Source organism: Streptomyces sp. NPDC026246, from assembly GCF_055567995.1.
This window is the reverse complement of record NZ_JBVHPJ010000016.1, coordinates 76,067-91,137: the sequence shown is the minus strand read 5'-3', so window position 1 is coordinate 91,137 and position 15,071 is coordinate 76,067. Positions and strand designations below refer to the sequence as shown.

Below are 15,071 nucleotides of genomic sequence, written 5' to 3'. Positions count from 1 at the left end.
GCAGCCGCCGACGCGGGCCGGGCACCCTGGGGGTGTCCGGCCCGTTGTGCGGGTACGGTGACCGCGTAGGGACGAGCCGAGCCAGGTGGTGGACGTTGTGCTGATGCAGGGCTTCCAAGGGTTTCTGTGGCTGCTGAACGTGGCGTTGACCGTGTTCAGCGCCTTCGCGCTGATCGACGCGGCGGTGCGCCGGGAGGACGCCTATCGCGCGGCCGACAAGAAGACCAAGCCGTTCTGGCTGATCGTCCTCGGGCTCGCCCTCGTCGTGAACCTGCTCTTCCCGATCCTGTCGTTCCTGCCGATCATCGGCCTCATCGCGACGATCGTGTACATGGTCGACGTGCGGCCGGCGATCCGCGCGCTGCCCGGCGGCGGCCGCAGCCACCGTGGCTCCAGCAGCGACGGCCCGTACGGCCCGTACAACGGCGGCCGGTAGACCACCTGCGGCTCGCGCCGCGGCCCGCACGCGGCCGCCCGGCCGTATGCCCCTACGGCACCCGGTCCAGCAGCAGCACCGCCACGTCGTCCGTCAGCTCGCCGCCGTTGAGGTCCCGGACCTCGTTCACCGCCGCCTGCAGCAGCTGCTCGCCCCGCAGTCCCTCGGCGAACTGGCGGCGGACCATCTCCGTCATGCCCTCCTGGCCGAGCCGCTCGCGGCCCTCACCGATGCGGCCCTCGATCAGGCCGTCGGTGTAGAGCATCAGGCTCCACTCGGCACCCAGCTCCACCTGCATCCGCGGCCACCGGGCCCGGGGCAGCAGGCCGAGGGCCGGGCCGTTGTTGTCGTACGGCAGCAGCCGGGCCGGCCGGCCCGGGCCCGCGAGCAGCGGGGAGGGGTGGCCCGCCAGGCACAGGCCCGCGCGGCGGCCGTCGGGCGCGATGTCCACCGTGCACAGGGTCGCGAAGATCTCGTCGTCGGCCCGCTCGTGCTCCAGCACCTGCTGCAGCGTGCCCAGCAGCTGGTCACCGCACAGGCCCGCCAGCGTCAGCGCGCGCCACGCGATGCGCAGCTCGACGCCGAGGGCGGCCTCGTCGGGGCCGTGGCCGCAGACGTCGCCGATCATGGCGTGCACCGTGCCGTCGGGGGTGCGGACGACGTCGTAGAAGTCGCCGCCGAGCAGGGCCCGTGAGCGGCCCGGGCGGTACCGCGCGGCGAACCGCAGCGGGGAGCCCTCCAGCAGGGGCGTCGGCAGCAGGCCGCGCTCCAGACGGCGGTTCTCCTGGGCCCGCAGCTTGCCCTCCGCGAGCCGGCGCTCGGCCGACTCCGAACGCTTGCGCTCCACGGCGTAGCGGATCGCGCGGCTGAGCAGCCTGCTGTCCAGTTCGTCGCGGAAGAGGTAGTCCTGGGCACCCACCCGCACCGCCTCCGCGCCGCGCTCGGCGTCGCCCGAGGCGGTCAGTGCCAGTACGGCGTGCCGGGGCGCGAGCTCCAGCACGTGCTTGAGCACGGCGAGCTCGTCGTCGGAGTCGCTGCGGCCGGGCGCGGGCAGCGCGAGGTCCAGCAGGATGCAGTGGACGTCGTCGGTCAGCAGCCGCGCGGCCTCGGTGAGGTTGCGGGCCGTGCGGACGCGGATCGGCTTGCCGGCCTCGTCGAGCATGTCGGGCACGATCGGCGAACCCGCCGGATCGTCCTCGATCAGCAGCAGCGTCAGATTGGTGTGGGCGGTGTGCTCCACCTTTTTCGTGGTGTTCCCGGCGGTGTCCGGCGTGCGGGCCGCGCCCGGGGTGTCCGTGACGGACTCCTCGGCGGATCCGCCGCACGGGGACGCGGCCTGCGCCTGACCACTCTCCGCGGCCGGGATCGCTCTCTGCCGCGGTATGGGTACGGGCATCGTCTTGGGTTCCTTCCCTCCCCCCGAGGGCATGGCGGGGCGAGGGACCTCGACCCACCGACGGGGACCATAGCGGGTGTCGGCGCCGCAGTGGAATGGTGCGAGCCACGGCCCTGGGTGATCGGCCAGTGTCATATGCCGCGATATGTACCGCAGTTGGACAGCCCTGGCATGCTGCGGCAATGACGAACGTCACGTCGGCGCTTGGCCGGGTGGGGTGTTCGGGGTGCGGTGGGTCACGTGGGCCAGGTCACGGGCGGTGCGCCGGTGTCCGATATCCGGTGTCCGGTGCGCCGGCCCGCCCCCCCTGGGCGGCGTCAGCCCGCGTCCGGGCGGACCACCCCGAGGATCGGCATGGTTCCGGCCCCCGCGACGGTGATGTCCCGCCCGGGCCGGGGGGCGTGCACGATCGCCCCGTCGCCGATGTACATCCCGACGTGGCTCGCGTCACCGAAGTAGATGACGAGGTCGCCGGGGCGCATGTCCGCGATGTCGACGTGCCGCAGCCGCTTCCACTGCTCCTGCGAGGTGCGCGGGATGCCGCGGCCGGCGGAGATCCAGGCCTGGGACGTCAGCCCCGAGCAGTCGTAGCTCTTCGGGCCCTCGGCGCCCCACTGATACGGCTTGCCGATCTGGGCCGTGGCGTAGGCGACGGCCTTCTTGCCCTGCGCGGAGGCCTTGGCGCTGATCTCGGACACGGCACCGGAGTCGAGCCAGGCGGTCTGCGCCTTCTTCGCGGCCTCCTTCTCCAACTCCGCGAGGCGCTCCCGCTCCTCCTCCTGAAGCTCCGATTCGAGCCGCTCCGCCTGCGCGATCTGCTTCTCGATCTTCTTCTGCGCGGCGGCCTTCGCCTTGCGGCCCGCTTCCAGCTTCTTCCACTGGGCGGAGGCGTCCTTCGCGTACTGCTCCAAATCCTGTTGGACACGCGACAGTTCGCCGAGCAGTCCCTTGGTCGCGTGGTGGCCCTGGCGGACCCGGCCCGCGCCGTCGAGGAAGTCCTGCGGGTCGTCGCTCAGGACGAGATGCGCCTCGGGAGGCAACCCGCCGCCGCGGTACTGGGCGGCGGCCGCCGCTCCGGCACGGGCCTTGAGCTGCCGGAGCCGCTCCTTGCCCTCGACGATCTTCTTGGCCAGCTTGACGACCTCTTCGGACTGCTTGTCGGCCTTCTCCTCGGCGGCGTTGTACTCGTCGGTGGCGCGCGCGGCGGCGCGGTAGAGCCGGTCGAGCCTCTCGCGCACGGCCTCGAGGTCCTTGCCGGGCGGGGGCGCGGGCACGGGGGTCGCGCTCGCGGTGGGTGCCGGGGGTTCGGGAGCGGCGAACGCCGTGCCCGGTCCCGCCAGGACGGTGACCGCGCAGACCACGGTCACGGCCGTCGCGATCAGGCCACGCCTGCCCGTACCCATACTCCAGCCCCCAAACTGATTAACCGTCAGTAACAAGCGGTCCGCCTGGGATGCTGCCACGTCCTGGCGCGAAACGACAGAGGCAGTACTTCCCGCCGTCCTCGCGCCGGTATGCCCCGGCATGGCGATCCCCCCGCCTGTGTGACGAACGACTCACCGAGATCGTTCCACCGTGGCCGGATCAGGTGCGGGGTGCCAACGCCTCCCAGCGCACGGTCACTTCGCCCTGCCGCCAGCGTGCCGGGCCGTCCGTCACCGGCCAGTCGGCCGTGAGGTCCCGGACCGTGCGGATCCAGCGCTGGCGGGCCCCGTACGACGCGTACGGGGCGGCGGCGGCCCAGGCGCGGTCGAAGTCGCGCAGGAAGGCGTGCACCGGCTCGCCCGGGACGTTGCGGTGGATGAGCGCCTTCGGCAGGCGTTCCGCCAGGTCGGAAGGGCGTTGCAGCGAGCCCAGCCGCGTGGCGAAGGTGACCGTGCGCGGGCCCTCGGGACCGAGCGCGACCCAGACGTGCCGGCGCCCGATCTCGTCGCAGGTCCCCTCCACCAGCAGCCCGCCGCGCGAACCGGTCACCGGGTCGGCCGGGGCGAGCCGCCCGCACAGCCGCTCCCACACGCCCGCGACCTCGGCCTCCTCGTACTGCCGCAGCACGTTCGCCGCGCGGATCAGCAGGGGCCGCTGCGGCAGCGGGATCTCGAACCCGCCGTGCCTGAAGACCAACCCCGGACGCTCGTAGGGCCGGGCCGCGGCGACCCGGGCGGGCTCGATCTCCACGCCCACGACCCGGGTGCGGGGCGCGGCCGTACGCAGCCGCTGCAGCAGTTCGACGGCCGTCCAGGGCGCGGCCCCGTATCCGAGGTCGACGGCCACGGGGTCGGCGGCACGCCGCAGTTCCGCGCCGTGCGCGGCCGCGATCCAGCGGTCCATGCGGCGCAGCCGGTTGGGGTTGGTCGTCCCGCGCGTCACCGTTCCCACGGGGCGGGCGCCCGTACGGGCAGTCATGGCTACGAGGGTATGCGGCTGCGCGCGGTGGCCCGGGGTGGCCTGCGGTGGCCCGAGGTGGTCCGGGTGGCCCGAGGTGGTCCGGGTGGCCCGCAGTGGCCCGGGGCGGCCTGCGGTGGCGCGCGGTGGCCTGTCGCCGACCCGGCCGCCATGGTGCGACGCGGAACAGGCCCCGGGCCCCGGGCCCCGGGCCCCGAGCCCCGAGCCCCGGGCTCCGGGGTCAGCGGGCCGGGGTCAGGGATCCGGGGTCAGGGACCCGGGGTCGGTGACGCGGCATCCGGTCGAACGGTTGAGCGAGATCAGTAATGGATCGGCAAAATGCGGCGCAGCAGGAATGGGAATCCCTCGCTCCCGTGTTGCACCCGCTTGGAGGGCAGAGCGCACCCTCCGGCCGGTATGCCCGCAGCCAAGGAGGATCGCCCCGTGAGCCAGTACATCGGCAGGCTCGGGCGGCGCTCCGCGCCCGGGCGCCTGCGGCTGCACCGCAGGCCCCGCCGGGTCGCCATGCTCTCCGTGCACACCTCCCCGCTCCACCAGCCCGGCACCGGCGACGCCGGCGGCATGAACGTCTACATCGTCGAGCTCGCCCAGCGCCTGGCGGCCCTGGGCATCGACGTGGAGATCTTCACGCGCGCCACCGCCGCCGCCCTCCCGCCCACCGTCGACCTCGCCCCCGGCGTCCTGGTCCGGCACATCGACGCGGGTCCCTACGAGGGCCTCAACAAGGAGGACCTGCCCGCCCAGCTGTGCGCCTTCACGCACGGTGTGATGCAGGCCTGGGCCGGCCACCGGCCCGGCCACTACGACCTGGTCCACTCCCACTACTGGCTCTCCGGCCACGTCGGCTGGCTCGCCGCCCAGCGCTGGGGCGTGCCCCTGGTGCACGCCATGCACACCATGGCCAAGGTCAAGAACGCCAACCTCGCCGACGGCGACAGCCCCGAGCCCGCCGCGCGGGTCATCGGCGAGACGCAGATCGTCGCGGCCGCCGACCGCCTCATCGCCAACACCGAGGAGGAGGCCGGCGAACTGGTCCGGCACTACGACGCCGACACCGCCAAGGTCGCCGTCGTCCACCCCGGCGTGAACCTCGGGCGCTTCGCACCCGCCGACGGCCGCGCCGCGGCCCGGGCCCGGCTGGGCCTGCCCCAGGACGCCCTGATCCCGCTCTTCGCGGGCCGCATCCAGCCCCTCAAGGCCCCCGACGTGCTGCTGCGCGCCGTGGCCGTGCTCCTCGACGAGCGTCCCGAGCTGCGCTCGCGCATCCTCGTGCCGATCGTCGGTGGCCCCAGCGGCAGCGGCCTCGCCAAGCCGGAGGGCCTGCAGAAGCTCGCCGCGCGCCTCGGTGTCGCCGACGTCGTGCGGTTCCGCCCGCCGGTCGGCCAGGAACAGCTGGCGGACTGGTTCCGTGCCGCGTCCGTGCTGGTCATGCCCTCCTACAGCGAGTCCTTCGGCCTGGTCGCCATAGAGGCCCAGGCGGCGGGCACCCCTGTGCTCGCGGCCGCGGTCGGCGGCCTGCCGGTCGCCGTGCGCGACGGCCACACCGGCTTCCTCGTCCAGGGCCACAACCCGGCCGACTACGCACGCGTGCTGCGCGCCTTCGCCGACGACCCGCACCTGGCGTCCCGGCTCGGCGACCAGGCGGCCCGGCACGCCCAGTCCTTCGGCTGGGACACCGCGGCCGCCGCCACGGCCGACGTCTACACGGCCGCGATGCAGTCCCACCGCCGTCGCGTACGCTCGCTGCATGGGTGAAACCGATCTGGAACAGCGTGCGGCGCAGGTCATCGAGGCAGTGTTCAAGGACGCCGAGCTGGAGTGGGAGAGCCCCGAGCCCGGGACCTACGTCGCCCAGCTCCCCGGCAGCCGGAAACTGAAGACGACGGTCTCCCTGATCGTCGGCCGCCACTCCCTCTCGCTCAACGCCTTCGTCATCCGCCACCCCGACGAGAACGAGCAGGGCGTCCACCGCTGGCTCCTGGAGCGCAACCTCAAGCTGTACGGGGTGAGTTACGCCGTCGACCAGCACGGCGACGTGTACGTCACCGGCCGCCTCTCCCTGGCCGCCGTCACCGCCGACGAGATCGACCGTCTGCTCGGCCAGGTCCTGGAGGCCTCGGACGGCAGCTTCAACACCCTGCTGGAGCTGGGCTTCGCCTCGGCGATCCGCAAGGAGTACGACTGGCGGGTGTCGCGGGGCGAGTCCACGCGGAACCTGGACGCCTTCACGCACCTGACGCAGCGCCCGCAGCGCTAGGGCCTCCGGCGGTAACGCCCGGGCGGCACGCCCACCAGCCTGCGGAAGTGCCGGGTGAGATGCGACTGGTCGTAGAACCCGGCCGCCACCGCCACCTCGCCCGGGGAACGCCCCTCCAGCAGCAGCCGCCGCGCGCGACCCACCCGCAGCGACGTCAGGTACTGGTGCGGCGCGATGCCGTACGCGGCGCTGAACGCCCGTACCAGATGGGCCGGATGGGCGCCCGTCAGACCGGCGGCCTCCCGCAGGCCGATGCCCTCGACGACCCGCTCGTCCAGCAGCTCACGCAGCCGGCGGGCGAGGGCGGGGTCGGCCGGGCGTGACCTTCCGTCCTCGCCCCGCAGATGCTCCCGCAGCCGCTCCCCGACGAACAACAGCCTGCTCTCGGCCTCCAGTTCCTCACCGGACCGCAGCAGCGCGCCGTGCACCTGCCCCACGCGCCGCCGCAGCAGCGGATCGCGCAGGTCGGGCCGGTCGACGGCGGCGCCGATCAACTCGTCGCCCAGGTACGTCCCGTCCAGGTACAGCACCCTCTTGCGGAAGCCCTCCGGGCTGACGGGGGAGCCGTTGTGCGGTACGTGCGGCGGCAGCAGCGACACGGTGTCGTGCGGGGTGCCGTGCTCGTGCCGGTCGAGGTCGTAGCGCACGGCACCGGTGTCGACGATCAGCAGCGTCCACGCGTCGTGGACGTGCATCGGATACGCGTACTCGGTGAACCGGGCGTGGAAGACCTCGACGACACCGCTGACGGGGGGCCGCCAGGCGGAGACGATCCTGGAGGACTCGGAGGCCATGCAAAGAACGTACAAGACCCCGGCCGGACCCGCCGGGCACGCTCGGACCATGGACACCGCACCGATCACCGCAGCGGACACCCCCGCCCCGGACACCCCCGCACCCGCCACCGCGCCCGTCGCCTCCGGGCCGATCCGCTTCGACACGAAGATCGCCGTGCTGCTGCGCGACGACCTGGAGCCCTGGCAGCGGCTGAACGTCACGGCCTTCCTGGTCAGCGGACTGGGGACGCACCTGCCCGAGGTGATCGGCGAACCGTACGAGGACGCTGACGGCGTGCCCTACCTGCCCATGTTCCGCCAGCCCGTCCTGGTCTTCGAGGCCGCCAAGGAAACCCTGACCGCCGCGCACGCCCGGGCCCTGGCCCGCGCCCTGCCCCGCGCGGTCTTCACCTCCGACCTCTTCGGCACGGGCAACGACCGGGACAACCGCGCGGCCGTCCGGGCGGTCCCGACGGCGGAACTCGACCCGGTCGGGCTGGCGGTGTACGGCCCGAAGAACGCGGTGGACAAGGTGCTGAAGGGGGCGCGGATGCACCCGTGAGCCTCCGGACGCCCCGTGGACGGCCGCCGCCGGCGGACTACGGCGTGCAGGCGGCGGCGATCGACAGGCTGTTCTCGTACAGGTGGTGCCGGGTGATCCGCCCGTCCTCCACGGTGAGCCGCAGGGCGAACGGACCCGAGAACGACTTCCCCGTCGCCCGCACGGTCCCCGACAGATGCCCCGTCAGCACGGCGTCGGGCCCGTCCACGAGGATCATGTCGACCGAGGCCCGGGCGTCCTCGGGCACCGTGTACCGGGCCAGTTCCTCGCCCTGAGCGGCACATTCGGCGGCGGTCGACCGGGGCCGGATCCACGGCACGCCGGGGTTCTCGGCCAGCACCCAGTCCACCTCGTCGGCGAACAGGGCGGTCAGCCCCGCGGTGTCCCCGGCGAGCCGCAGCGCGAGGAAGCGCTGCACGACGGTACGGGTGGCGTCTGCGGTCGTGGTGGTGCCGGTGTTCGTCGTCATGGGGACAGCGTGCAGCGGACGGGGGCGACGGGTCGATGACGTCGGAGGTAAAGCGGCCCGCACCGCGCTCTCACTGTCCGACCCGGCCGTCGATGCGTTCGCGCAGCAGGTCGGCGTGGCCGCAGTGCCGGGCGTACTCCGCGATCTGGGCCACGAGGAGATCGCGGAGCTGGTGCCGGCCCCCGGGCTCGGGACCGAGGTCGGAGTGGCCGGCGTTGCCGGCGGAGAGATCGGTGGCACCGGCGAGGTAGCGGTCGGTGCGCGCCACCTCCGTACGCCACTGCTCCCAGGCGGCGTCGACGGTCTCCTGGTCGGGCGTCGCCCCGTTGAAGTCGCCGTCGCGGTCCTCGTCGGTGCGGTACAGCCGGGGCGCGTCCTCACCGGCCATGACCCGCCGGAAGTGCCGTTCCCCCTCGGTGAGATGCCGCACCAGCCCGAGCAGGGACATGGTCGACGGCGGCGCGGAACGCGACGCCATCTGCTCGGCGTTCAGCCCCGCGCACTTCATCTCCAGGGTGAGGCGGTAGGACCGCAGATAGTCGAGCAGGATCCCCCGCTCGTCGACCGGCTCCTCACCGCTCTCCCGGGGATCGTCGTCCGGATCCACCCACATGTCGGGATAGACGGTGGCCCGAGTCCACCGCCCCGCCGCCCCGCCCTGGCCCTGCTCACCGGTGTCCATCCCGGCATGGTGGACGACCGGCGCCGCCCCCGCCACCGAATTTCCCCGAGCCCGATCGCAGGGCGCCCCCCCGACACACCGAAAAGCCCCCGCCCCGCGAAGAACGGGACGGGGGCTCCATGGCGTTGCCTTACTTCTTCTTGCCCTGGTTCTTGACCGCCTCGATCGCCGCCGCGGCCGCCTCCGGGTCCAGGTACGTGCCGCCCGGGTTCAGCGGCTTGAAGTCGGCGTCCAGTTCGTAGGACAGCGGGATGCCCGTCGGGATGTTCAGGCCCGCGATGTCCGCGTCGGAGATGCCGTCCAGGTGCTTGACCAGGGCCCGCAGCGAGTTGCCGTGGGCGGCGACCAGGACCGTGCGGCCGGTCAGCAGGTCGGGGACGATCGCGTCGAACCAGTACGGCAGCATCCGGACGACGACGTCCTTCAGGCACTCCGTGCGCGGGCGCAGCTCAGGCGGCAGCGTCGCGTAGCGCGGGTCGGCGAACTGGGAGTACTCGGCGTCGACGTCCAGCGGCGGCGGCGGGGTGTCGTACGAGCGGCGCCACAGCATGAACTGCTCCTCGCCGAACTCGGCGAGGGTCTGCGCCTTGTCCTTGCCCTGCAGGGCGCCGTAGTGGCGCTCGTTCAGGCGCCAGGAGCGGTGGACCGGGATCCAGTGGCGGTCCGCGGCCTCCAGGGCCAGCTGGGCCGTGCGGATCGCACGCTTCTGGAGGGACGTGTGGACCACGTCGGGCAGCAGGCCGGCGTCCTTGAGCAGCTCACCGCCGCGGACCGCCTCCTTCTCGCCCTTCTCGTTGAGGTTCACGTCCACCCAGCCGGTGAACAGGTTCTTCGCGTTCCACTCGCTCTCGCCGTGGCGGAGGAGGATCAGCTTGTACGGTGCGTCGGCCATGCCCCAGAGCGTAATCCACGGTTTCTCCCGTTCGCCCGGCTGCCCGGCAGGCGGACGCCTGAGCGGACGCTTGACGGGATCTGTTAATTCGGTGGCTGCCGGAGATCCGCCGCTTGTAACGTGCCGCTACTGCGAGCGCCACTTACACCGGGGGAGACCATGCCGTACGCCATGCGGGCCCGACGTGCCGTACGGGAGACGGTCTCGGGACTGCCCCGCGCCTTCTGGTGGCTGTGGACGGCCACGCTCGTCAACCGGCTCGGCGCGTTCGTCGCCACGTTCATGGCGCTGTACCTGACCCTCGACCGCGGCTACTCCGCCACGTACGCGGGTCTGGTCGTCGCGCTGCACGGGCTCGGCGGGGTCGTCTCCTCACTGGGCGCCGGCGTGATGACCGACCGGCTGGGCCGGCGGCCCACGCTGCTCATCGCCCAGGCGTCGACCGCCCTGTCGGTCGCCCTGCTCGGGTTCGTGCGCGACCCGGTGGCGATCGCGGGCGTGGCCTTCCTGGTCGGCATGGCGAGCAACGCGTCGCGCCCGGCCGTCCAGGCGATGATGGCCGACATCGTCCGGCCCGAGGACCGCATCCGTGCCTTCTCCCTCAACTACTGGGCGGTGAACCTCGGTTTCGCGGTCTCGTCGATGGCCGCCGGGTTCATCGCGGAGGTCAGCTACCTGGCCGGCTTCCTGATCGAGGCCGGGATGACGATGGCCTGCGCGATCCTGGTCTTCCTCCGGCTGCCGGAGTCCCGGCCGGCAGCGACGGTGGGGACGGCCGCGGCCGGCCCCGACTCCTCCGTCAGCCTCGCCACCGTGCTGCGCGACGGACGCTTCATGAGCGTCGTCGGGCTGTCGTTCCTGGTCGCGCTGGTCTTCCAGCAGGGGGCGGTGGGGCTGCCGGTGGCGATGGGTCAAGCGGGCTTCACCCCGGCCGAGTACGGCACGGCCATCGCGGTCAACGGCCTGCTCATCGTCGTGCTGCAGATCCCGGTCACCCGGCTCATCGAGCACCGCGACCCGCGCCGGCTGCTGGTGGTCTCGTCCGTCCTCGCCGGGTACGGCTTCGGGCTCACGGCCTTCGCGGGGTCGGTCGGCGTCATCGCGCTGACGGTGTGCGTGTGGACGCTCGCCGAGATCATCAACGCGCCGACCCAGACCGGCCTCGTCGTACGGCTGTCCCCGGCACACGGCCGGGGGCGCTACCAGGGCATGTACACGATGTCCTGGTCCGTGGCGGCGCTCGTCGCCCCGCTGATGTCCGGATACGTCATCGACCGCTTCGGGCCGGAGTGGCTGTGGGCCCTGTGCGCCCTGGTCGGCACGGCGGCCGGGGTCGGGTACGGCGTGCTGATGCGACGCCTGCCGGAGGAGAAGCCGGCGACGGTCGTCGAGGGCGCACCGGGGCTGCGTCCCCAGCCGGAGGTCGGCGCCGGGTGAGCCGGGCGCCCCGGGGCCACTCGCATGGCGGGCGGGCATCGTCCGCCACGCGAGGACCCCTCGGAGCCCCCTCGTCCGGGCCTTACTCGACCCGCAACGGCACCGGATGGATCTCGTCCGCCTTGTGGCCCGCCCGCTCGTGGATGCGCTGGACCGCCTCCGCCGAGGGTGCGTCCGACAGGCAGTAGACGAGTCCCGACTCCGGGTCCGCCCAGGCCGCCTCGAAGTGCACCCGTTCCTCGCCCTCGATGGCGAGGTCCGCGTCGTGGGCCTCACGGAGCTGGTCCGCGGTGATGCCCTTCATGCTGTGGTGGACGTCCATGAACTTGGCCATGGCCCGGCCTCCTTCCCTCGACCCCCCGGAGCGGCGTCCGCGTCCCCCTCCATGCTCCGCCCGTCCGCTTCCGGCGGCGACCCGCACAGCCGAAGGGCCCCGGTGCGTGGCCGGGGCCCTTCCGCCGACGCGGCGTACGAGGTGTCAGGAGTCTGCGGCCGCCGGTGTCAGCCGCACTGGCAGGGGCTGCCCGACTGGCACCCGCAGCCGCAGCCCGAGCCACAGCCGCACGCGGCGATCAGGGGCAGCTTCCTCAGCTCGGCGGGCTGCTCGGTCTCGCGCTGCTGCGTGGGGTCGGGCGTGGTGCCGGGGGTTTCGGCCATGAGTCCCTCCTCGAGGCTGGTGCCTGTGCCCATTGGATGCCCGTTCCGCTGGGCGCATCAACGGCGCACGGAGGCGCCCGCACCCCCCGGCCGATCCCCTGCCGCCCCGTTCACGCCCCTCGGCCGGGCCGACGCCGCAGCGGTACGGCGGCGTCAGGCGCTCTCCGCCGGCGGCACCGCCTGGATCTCCGGCTGCACGTCGGTCTGGATCTCGTCCGCGTGCTCACCCGTCACCAGGTACACCACCCGCTTCGCGACCGACACCGCGTGGTCGGCGAACCGCTCGTAGTAGCGGCCGAGCAGTGTGACGTCCACGGCCGTCTCGATGCCGTGCTTCCAGCGGTCGTCCATCAGGTGCTGGAAGAGCGTGCGGTGCAGCAGGTCCATCGCGTCGTCGTCCTGCTCCAGCTGCAGGGCCAGGTCGACGTCCTTGGTGATGATGACCTCGGCGGCCTTCGCCATCAGGCGCTGGGCGAGCTGGCCCATCTCCAGGATGGTGGCGTGCAGGTCGCTCGGGACCGCGCGCTCCGGGTAGCGCAGGCGCGCGAGCTTCGCCACGTGCTGGGCCAGGTCGCCCGAGCGCTCCAGGTCGGCCGACATCCGCAGCGACGTGACGACGATGCGCAGGTCGGTCGCCACCGGCTGCTGCCGGGCCAGCAGGGCGATGGCCCGGGCCTCCAGGTCGTGCTGGAGCTCGTCGACCCGCTGGTCGGCCTCGATGACGTTCTCGGCGAGCTTCAGGTCACCGTCGAGCATCGCGGTCGTGGCGCGCCCGATCGCCGACCCGACCAGCCGGGCCATCTCCACCAGACTGTCGCTTATCGAGTCCAGTTCCTCGTGGTACGCGTCCCGCATCAGGTTCCCTCTCGTGCGTCTGTGTCGGGGGGTCCAAGGGCCGGGGCCCACCGGACGGCCGGCGGTACGACCGTCGTACGACCGACGATCCGAACCCCACGCTCCCACGTTCCGACCCGTACGCGTCCGTTTCCGTCATCCCACGTGAACCGGTACTGGCTCCAAGGTGAACTCTGGGCGACGAGTGTTCGAGCTCGCAGCCCGACGGCTGTGGAGGGCACCCGACCCATGCCTAACCTGGGGGCATGGACGTGAACGCGGCGGTCGCCGCAGCGGCAGCGATCGCCGGTGTGCTCACCGGCGTCATCGCCATGCTGGCGTTCCGCTGGAGCGAGCGCGAGCAGAAGCGCCACACCCGCACCTCCCTGCACACGGACGCGGTGCTTCCGCCCGGCGTGGACACGGTCCTGTCGGTCCTCAGGTCCTCGGCCGTGGTGCTCGACGAGGCCGACGCCGTCGTCAAGGCCAGCTCGGCGGCGTACGCCCTCGGTCTGGTCCGCGGCGGCAGGCTCGCCGTGGAGCCGATGCTGCAGATGGCGCGGGACACCCGGCGGGACGGAGAGATACGCCAGGTCGAGCTGGACCTGCCACGGCGCGGCACCGGACGCGGAGAGGCCCTGGCCGTCTCCGCGCGGGTCGCGCCGCTCGGTTCCCGGCTGGTGCTGCTGCTCGTGGAGGACCTGACCGAGGCCCGCCGCATCGAGGCGGTCCGGCGCGACTTCGTCGCCAACGTCAGTCACGAGCTGAAGACGCCGGTGGGTGCCCTGTCCCTGCTCTCCGAGGCCGTCATGGACGCCTCCGACGATCCCGAGGCCGTCCAGCGGTTCGCCGGGCGCATGCAGATCGAGGCCACCCGGCTCACCAATCTGGTGCAGGAGCTCATCGACCTGTCGCGCGTGCAGAACGACGACCCGCTGGAGGACGCCGAGCCGGTCCGGGTCGAGGAACTGGTCGCCGAGGCCGTCGACCGCTGCCGGCACCAGGCCGGCACCAAGCAGATCACCATGGCCTCCAACGTCTGGACGCCGGACGGGCCCGTGGCCGAGGGCGGTCCCGACCTGCGTGTCTGGGGCAACCGCGGCCAGCTCGCCGCCGCCCTCGGCAACCTCGTCGAGAACGCCGTCAACTACTCGCCCGCCCGCACCCGCGTCGGCATAGCGGCCCGCAGGGTGCAGGCACCGGGTGGGGAACAGATCGAGATCGCCGTCACCGACCAGGGCATCGGCATCTCCGACAAGGACAAGGAGCGCATCTTCGAGCGCTTCTACCGCGTCGACCCGGCCCGCTCCCGTGCCACCGGCGGCACGGGGCTCGGGCTGGCGATCGTGAAGCACGTGGCCGCCTCGCACGGCGGGGAGGTCTCGGTGTGGAGCGCCGAAGGCCAGGGTTCCACCTTCACACTGCGGCTGCCGGAGGCCGCTGCGGCCCGCGACCGCGCACATCAGCAGCCCGCCCGGGACGAACGCGCGGCAAGCGCGGGCCTCGACGAGGAGGCCGGGCGGTCCACCCCCACATCCCCCGAATCAACCGCGTACGCAACGCTTCCCGCCCCGGAGGTCCTTCCGTGACCCGTGTGCTCGTCGTCGAGGACGAGGAGTCCTTCTCCGACGCCCTGTCGTACATGCTCCGCAAGGAGGGTTTCGAGGTCGCCGTCGCGACCACCGGGCCCGACGGACTCGACGAGTTCGAGCGCAACGGCGCCGACCTCGTCCTCCTCGACCTGATGCTGCCCGGCCTGCCGGGCACCGAGGTCTGCCGCCAGCTGCGCGGCCGCTCCAACGTCCCGGTCATCATGGTGACCGCCAAGGACAGCGAGATCGACAAGGTGGTCGGCCTGGAGATAGGAGCCGACGACTACGTCACCAAGCCGTTCTCCTCGCGCGAGCTGGTCGCCCGCATCCGGGCCGTCCTGCGCCGCCGCGGCGAGCCGGAGGAGGTCACCCCGGCCGCCCTGGAGGCGGGCCCGGTCCGCATGGACGTCGACCGGCACGTGGTCACCGTCGGCGGCACCAAGATCGACCTGCCGCTGAAGGAGTTCGACCTGCTGGAGATGCTGCTGCGCAACGCCGGCCGGGTGCTGACCCGCATGCAGCTCATCGACCGCGTCTGGGGCGCCGACTACGTCGGTGACACCAAGACCCTGGACGTCCACGTCAAGCGGCTGCGCGCCAAGATCGAGCCGGACCCGGGTGCCCCGCGCTACCTGGTGACGGTGCGCGGCCTGGGCTACAAGTTCGAGCCGTAGACCG

At 72.8% G+C, this 15,071-nt stretch carries 17 protein-coding genes; 7 read left to right on the top strand and 10 right to left on the bottom strand.

Annotation, left to right across the window (positions count from 1 at the left end; translation table 11 throughout):
• Positions 1–103: 103 nt before the first annotated feature.
• Positions 104–436, top strand: coding sequence for a DUF2516 family protein (locus tag ACZ4M5_RS30775; protein ID WP_467741782.1), 333 nt, complete (start codon positions 104–106; stop codon positions 434–436).
• Between the two features lie 52 nt (positions 437–488).
• On the opposite strand, the gene ACZ4M5_RS30770 is transcribed toward ACZ4M5_RS30775, so the two are convergent.
• The 3 genes from ACZ4M5_RS30770 to ACZ4M5_RS30760 all read right to left on the bottom strand — a co-directional run bounded on the left by ACZ4M5_RS30770 (position 489) and on the right by ACZ4M5_RS30760 (position 4,235).
• On the bottom strand, positions 489–1,832 hold the full coding sequence (locus ACZ4M5_RS30770) for a PP2C family protein-serine/threonine phosphatase (protein ID WP_467741667.1): 1,344 nt from the start codon (positions 1,830–1,832) through the stop codon (positions 489–491).
• A gap of 317 nt (positions 1,833–2,149) precedes the next feature.
• A complete protein-coding gene (locus ACZ4M5_RS30765; protein ID WP_467741665.1) occupies positions 2,150–3,235 on the bottom strand; it encodes a C40 family peptidase in 1,086 nt (361 codons plus the stop codon).
• 181 nt (positions 3,236–3,416) lie between these two features.
• Complete coding sequence (locus tag ACZ4M5_RS30760; protein ID WP_467741663.1) at positions 3,417–4,235, bottom strand: class I SAM-dependent methyltransferase; 819 nt, start codon at positions 4,233–4,235, stop codon at positions 3,417–3,419.
• 423 nt (positions 4,236–4,658) lie between these two features.
• Here ACZ4M5_RS30760 and mshA point away from each other — a divergent pair, with 423 nt between their 5' ends.
• Both mshA and ACZ4M5_RS30750 read left to right on the top strand, forming a co-directional pair.
• The gene (gene mshA, locus ACZ4M5_RS30755; protein ID WP_467741661.1) at positions 4,659–5,990 is read left to right on the top strand and encodes a D-inositol-3-phosphate glycosyltransferase; all 1,332 of its coding nucleotides are present in this window, start codon (positions 4,659–4,661) and stop codon (positions 5,988–5,990) included.
• The gene (locus ACZ4M5_RS30750) at positions 5,983–6,492 is read left to right on the top strand and encodes a type III secretion system chaperone family protein (protein WP_467741659.1); all 510 of its coding nucleotides are present in this window, start codon (positions 5,983–5,985) and stop codon (positions 6,490–6,492) included. The genes mshA and ACZ4M5_RS30750 overlap by 8 nt, the downstream gene beginning before the upstream one ends.
• Here ACZ4M5_RS30750 and ACZ4M5_RS30745 read toward each other — a convergent pair.
• A complete protein-coding gene (locus ACZ4M5_RS30745; protein ID WP_467741657.1) occupies positions 6,489–7,286 on the bottom strand; it encodes a helix-turn-helix transcriptional regulator in 798 nt (265 codons plus the stop codon). The genes ACZ4M5_RS30750 and ACZ4M5_RS30745 overlap by 4 nt on opposite strands.
• A gap of 49 nt (positions 7,287–7,335) precedes the next feature.
• On the opposite strand from ACZ4M5_RS30745, the gene ACZ4M5_RS30740 reads away from it, so the two are divergent.
• A complete protein-coding gene (locus tag ACZ4M5_RS30740; RefSeq protein ID WP_467741655.1) occupies positions 7,336–7,830 on the top strand; it encodes a DUF2000 family protein in 495 nt (164 codons plus the stop codon).
• Positions 7,831–7,867: 37 nt separating this feature from the next.
• Here ACZ4M5_RS30740 and ACZ4M5_RS30735 read toward each other — a convergent pair whose 3' ends face one another.
• The 3 genes from ACZ4M5_RS30735 to ACZ4M5_RS30725 all read right to left on the bottom strand — a co-directional run bounded on the left by ACZ4M5_RS30735 (position 7,868) and on the right by ACZ4M5_RS30725 (position 9,873).
• A complete protein-coding gene (locus ACZ4M5_RS30735; protein ID WP_467741653.1) occupies positions 7,868–8,299 on the bottom strand; it encodes a nuclear transport factor 2 family protein in 432 nt (143 codons plus the stop codon).
• A gap of 70 nt (positions 8,300–8,369) precedes the next feature.
• The gene (locus ACZ4M5_RS30730; protein ID WP_467741651.1) at positions 8,370–8,981 is read right to left on the bottom strand and encodes a DinB family protein; all 612 of its coding nucleotides are present in this window, start codon (positions 8,979–8,981) and stop codon (positions 8,370–8,372) included.
• A 130-nt stretch (positions 8,982–9,111) separates the two neighbouring features.
• The gene (locus ACZ4M5_RS30725) at positions 9,112–9,873 is read right to left on the bottom strand and encodes a phosphoglyceromutase (protein WP_369194680.1); all 762 of its coding nucleotides are present in this window, start codon (positions 9,871–9,873) and stop codon (positions 9,112–9,114) included.
• Between the two features lie 159 nt (positions 9,874–10,032).
• Here ACZ4M5_RS30725 and ACZ4M5_RS30720 point away from each other — a divergent pair, with 159 nt between their 5' ends.
• Positions 10,033–11,310: an MDR family MFS transporter gene (locus ACZ4M5_RS30720; protein ID WP_467741649.1), complete on the top strand. Its 1,278-nt coding sequence runs from the start codon at positions 10,033–10,035 to the stop codon at positions 11,308–11,310.
• An 82-nt stretch (positions 11,311–11,392) separates the two neighbouring features.
• Here the strand turns inward: ACZ4M5_RS30720 and ACZ4M5_RS30715 are convergent, their stop codons facing one another.
• The 3 genes from ACZ4M5_RS30715 to phoU all read right to left on the bottom strand — a co-directional run bounded on the left by ACZ4M5_RS30715 (position 11,393) and on the right by phoU (position 12,822).
• Complete coding sequence (locus ACZ4M5_RS30715; protein ID WP_467741647.1) at positions 11,393–11,644, bottom strand: SCO4226 family nickel-binding protein; 252 nt, start codon at positions 11,642–11,644, stop codon at positions 11,393–11,395.
• Positions 11,645–11,811: 167 nt separating this feature from the next.
• Positions 11,812–11,967 (bottom strand): hypothetical protein, encoded by a 156-nt coding sequence (locus ACZ4M5_RS30710; protein ID WP_333935246.1) that lies wholly within the window; start codon positions 11,965–11,967, stop codon positions 11,812–11,814.
• Between the two features lie 153 nt (positions 11,968–12,120).
• Positions 12,121–12,822 carry a phosphate signaling complex protein PhoU gene (phoU, locus tag ACZ4M5_RS30705; RefSeq protein WP_467741644.1) on the bottom strand — a complete coding sequence of 234 codons (702 nt, stop codon included), beginning with the start codon at positions 12,820–12,822 and terminating at the stop codon, positions 12,121–12,123.
• Between the two features lie 245 nt (positions 12,823–13,067).
• Here phoU and phoR point away from each other — a divergent pair, with 245 nt between their 5' ends.
• Both phoR and phoP read left to right on the top strand, forming a co-directional pair.
• Positions 13,068–14,390, top strand: coding sequence for a two-component system sensor histidine kinase PhoR (phoR, locus tag ACZ4M5_RS30700; protein WP_467741642.1), 1,323 nt, complete (start codon positions 13,068–13,070; stop codon positions 14,388–14,390).
• Between the two features lie 5 nt (positions 14,391–14,395).
• Positions 14,396–15,067: a two-component system response regulator PhoP gene (phoP, locus tag ACZ4M5_RS30695; protein WP_020271862.1), complete on the top strand. Its 672-nt coding sequence runs from the start codon at positions 14,396–14,398 to the stop codon at positions 15,065–15,067.
• Positions 15,068–15,071 lie beyond the last annotated feature (4 nt).

What these genes read in the sequence shown, in the direction of transcription:
- phoR (WP_467741642.1), top strand. Translation starts at nt 13,068, where the DNA reads ATGGACGTGAACGCGGCGGTCGCCGCAGCGGCAGCGATCGCCGGTGTG.
- ACZ4M5_RS30710 (WP_333935246.1), bottom strand. Translation starts at nt 11,967, where the DNA reads ATGGCCGAAACCCCCGGCACCACGCCCGACCCCACGCAGCAGCGCGAG.
- ACZ4M5_RS30765 (WP_467741665.1), bottom strand. Translation starts at nt 3,235, where the DNA reads ATGGGTACGGGCAGGCGTGGCCTGATCGCGACGGCCGTGACCGTGGTC.
- ACZ4M5_RS30720 (WP_467741649.1), top strand. Translation starts at nt 10,033, where the DNA reads ATGCCGTACGCCATGCGGGCCCGACGTGCCGTACGGGAGACGGTCTCG.
- phoU (WP_467741644.1), bottom strand. Translation starts at nt 12,822, where the DNA reads ATGCGGGACGCGTACCACGAGGAACTGGACTCGATAAGCGACAGTCTG.
- ACZ4M5_RS30770 (WP_467741667.1), bottom strand. Translation starts at nt 1,832, where the DNA reads ATGCCCGTACCCATACCGCGGCAGAGAGCGATCCCGGCCGCGGAGAGT.
- ACZ4M5_RS30740 (WP_467741655.1), top strand. Translation starts at nt 7,336, where the DNA reads ATGGACACCGCACCGATCACCGCAGCGGACACCCCCGCCCCGGACACC.
- ACZ4M5_RS30775 (WP_467741782.1), top strand. Translation starts at nt 104, where the DNA reads ATGCAGGGCTTCCAAGGGTTTCTGTGGCTGCTGAACGTGGCGTTGACC.
- ACZ4M5_RS30725 (WP_369194680.1), bottom strand. Translation starts at nt 9,873, where the DNA reads ATGGCCGACGCACCGTACAAGCTGATCCTCCTCCGCCACGGCGAGAGC.
- ACZ4M5_RS30760 (WP_467741663.1), bottom strand. Translation starts at nt 4,235, where the DNA reads ATGACTGCCCGTACGGGCGCCCGCCCCGTGGGAACGGTGACGCGCGGG.
- ACZ4M5_RS30715 (WP_467741647.1), bottom strand. Translation starts at nt 11,644, where the DNA reads ATGGCCAAGTTCATGGACGTCCACCACAGCATGAAGGGCATCACCGCG.
- ACZ4M5_RS30745 (WP_467741657.1), bottom strand. Translation starts at nt 7,286, where the DNA reads ATGGCCTCCGAGTCCTCCAGGATCGTCTCCGCCTGGCGGCCCCCCGTC.
- ACZ4M5_RS30750 (WP_467741659.1), top strand. Translation starts at nt 5,983, where the DNA reads ATGGGTGAAACCGATCTGGAACAGCGTGCGGCGCAGGTCATCGAGGCA.
- ACZ4M5_RS30730 (WP_467741651.1), bottom strand. Translation starts at nt 8,981, where the DNA reads ATGGACACCGGTGAGCAGGGCCAGGGCGGGGCGGCGGGGCGGTGGACT.
- ACZ4M5_RS30735 (WP_467741653.1), bottom strand. Translation starts at nt 8,299, where the DNA reads ATGACGACGAACACCGGCACCACCACGACCGCAGACGCCACCCGTACC.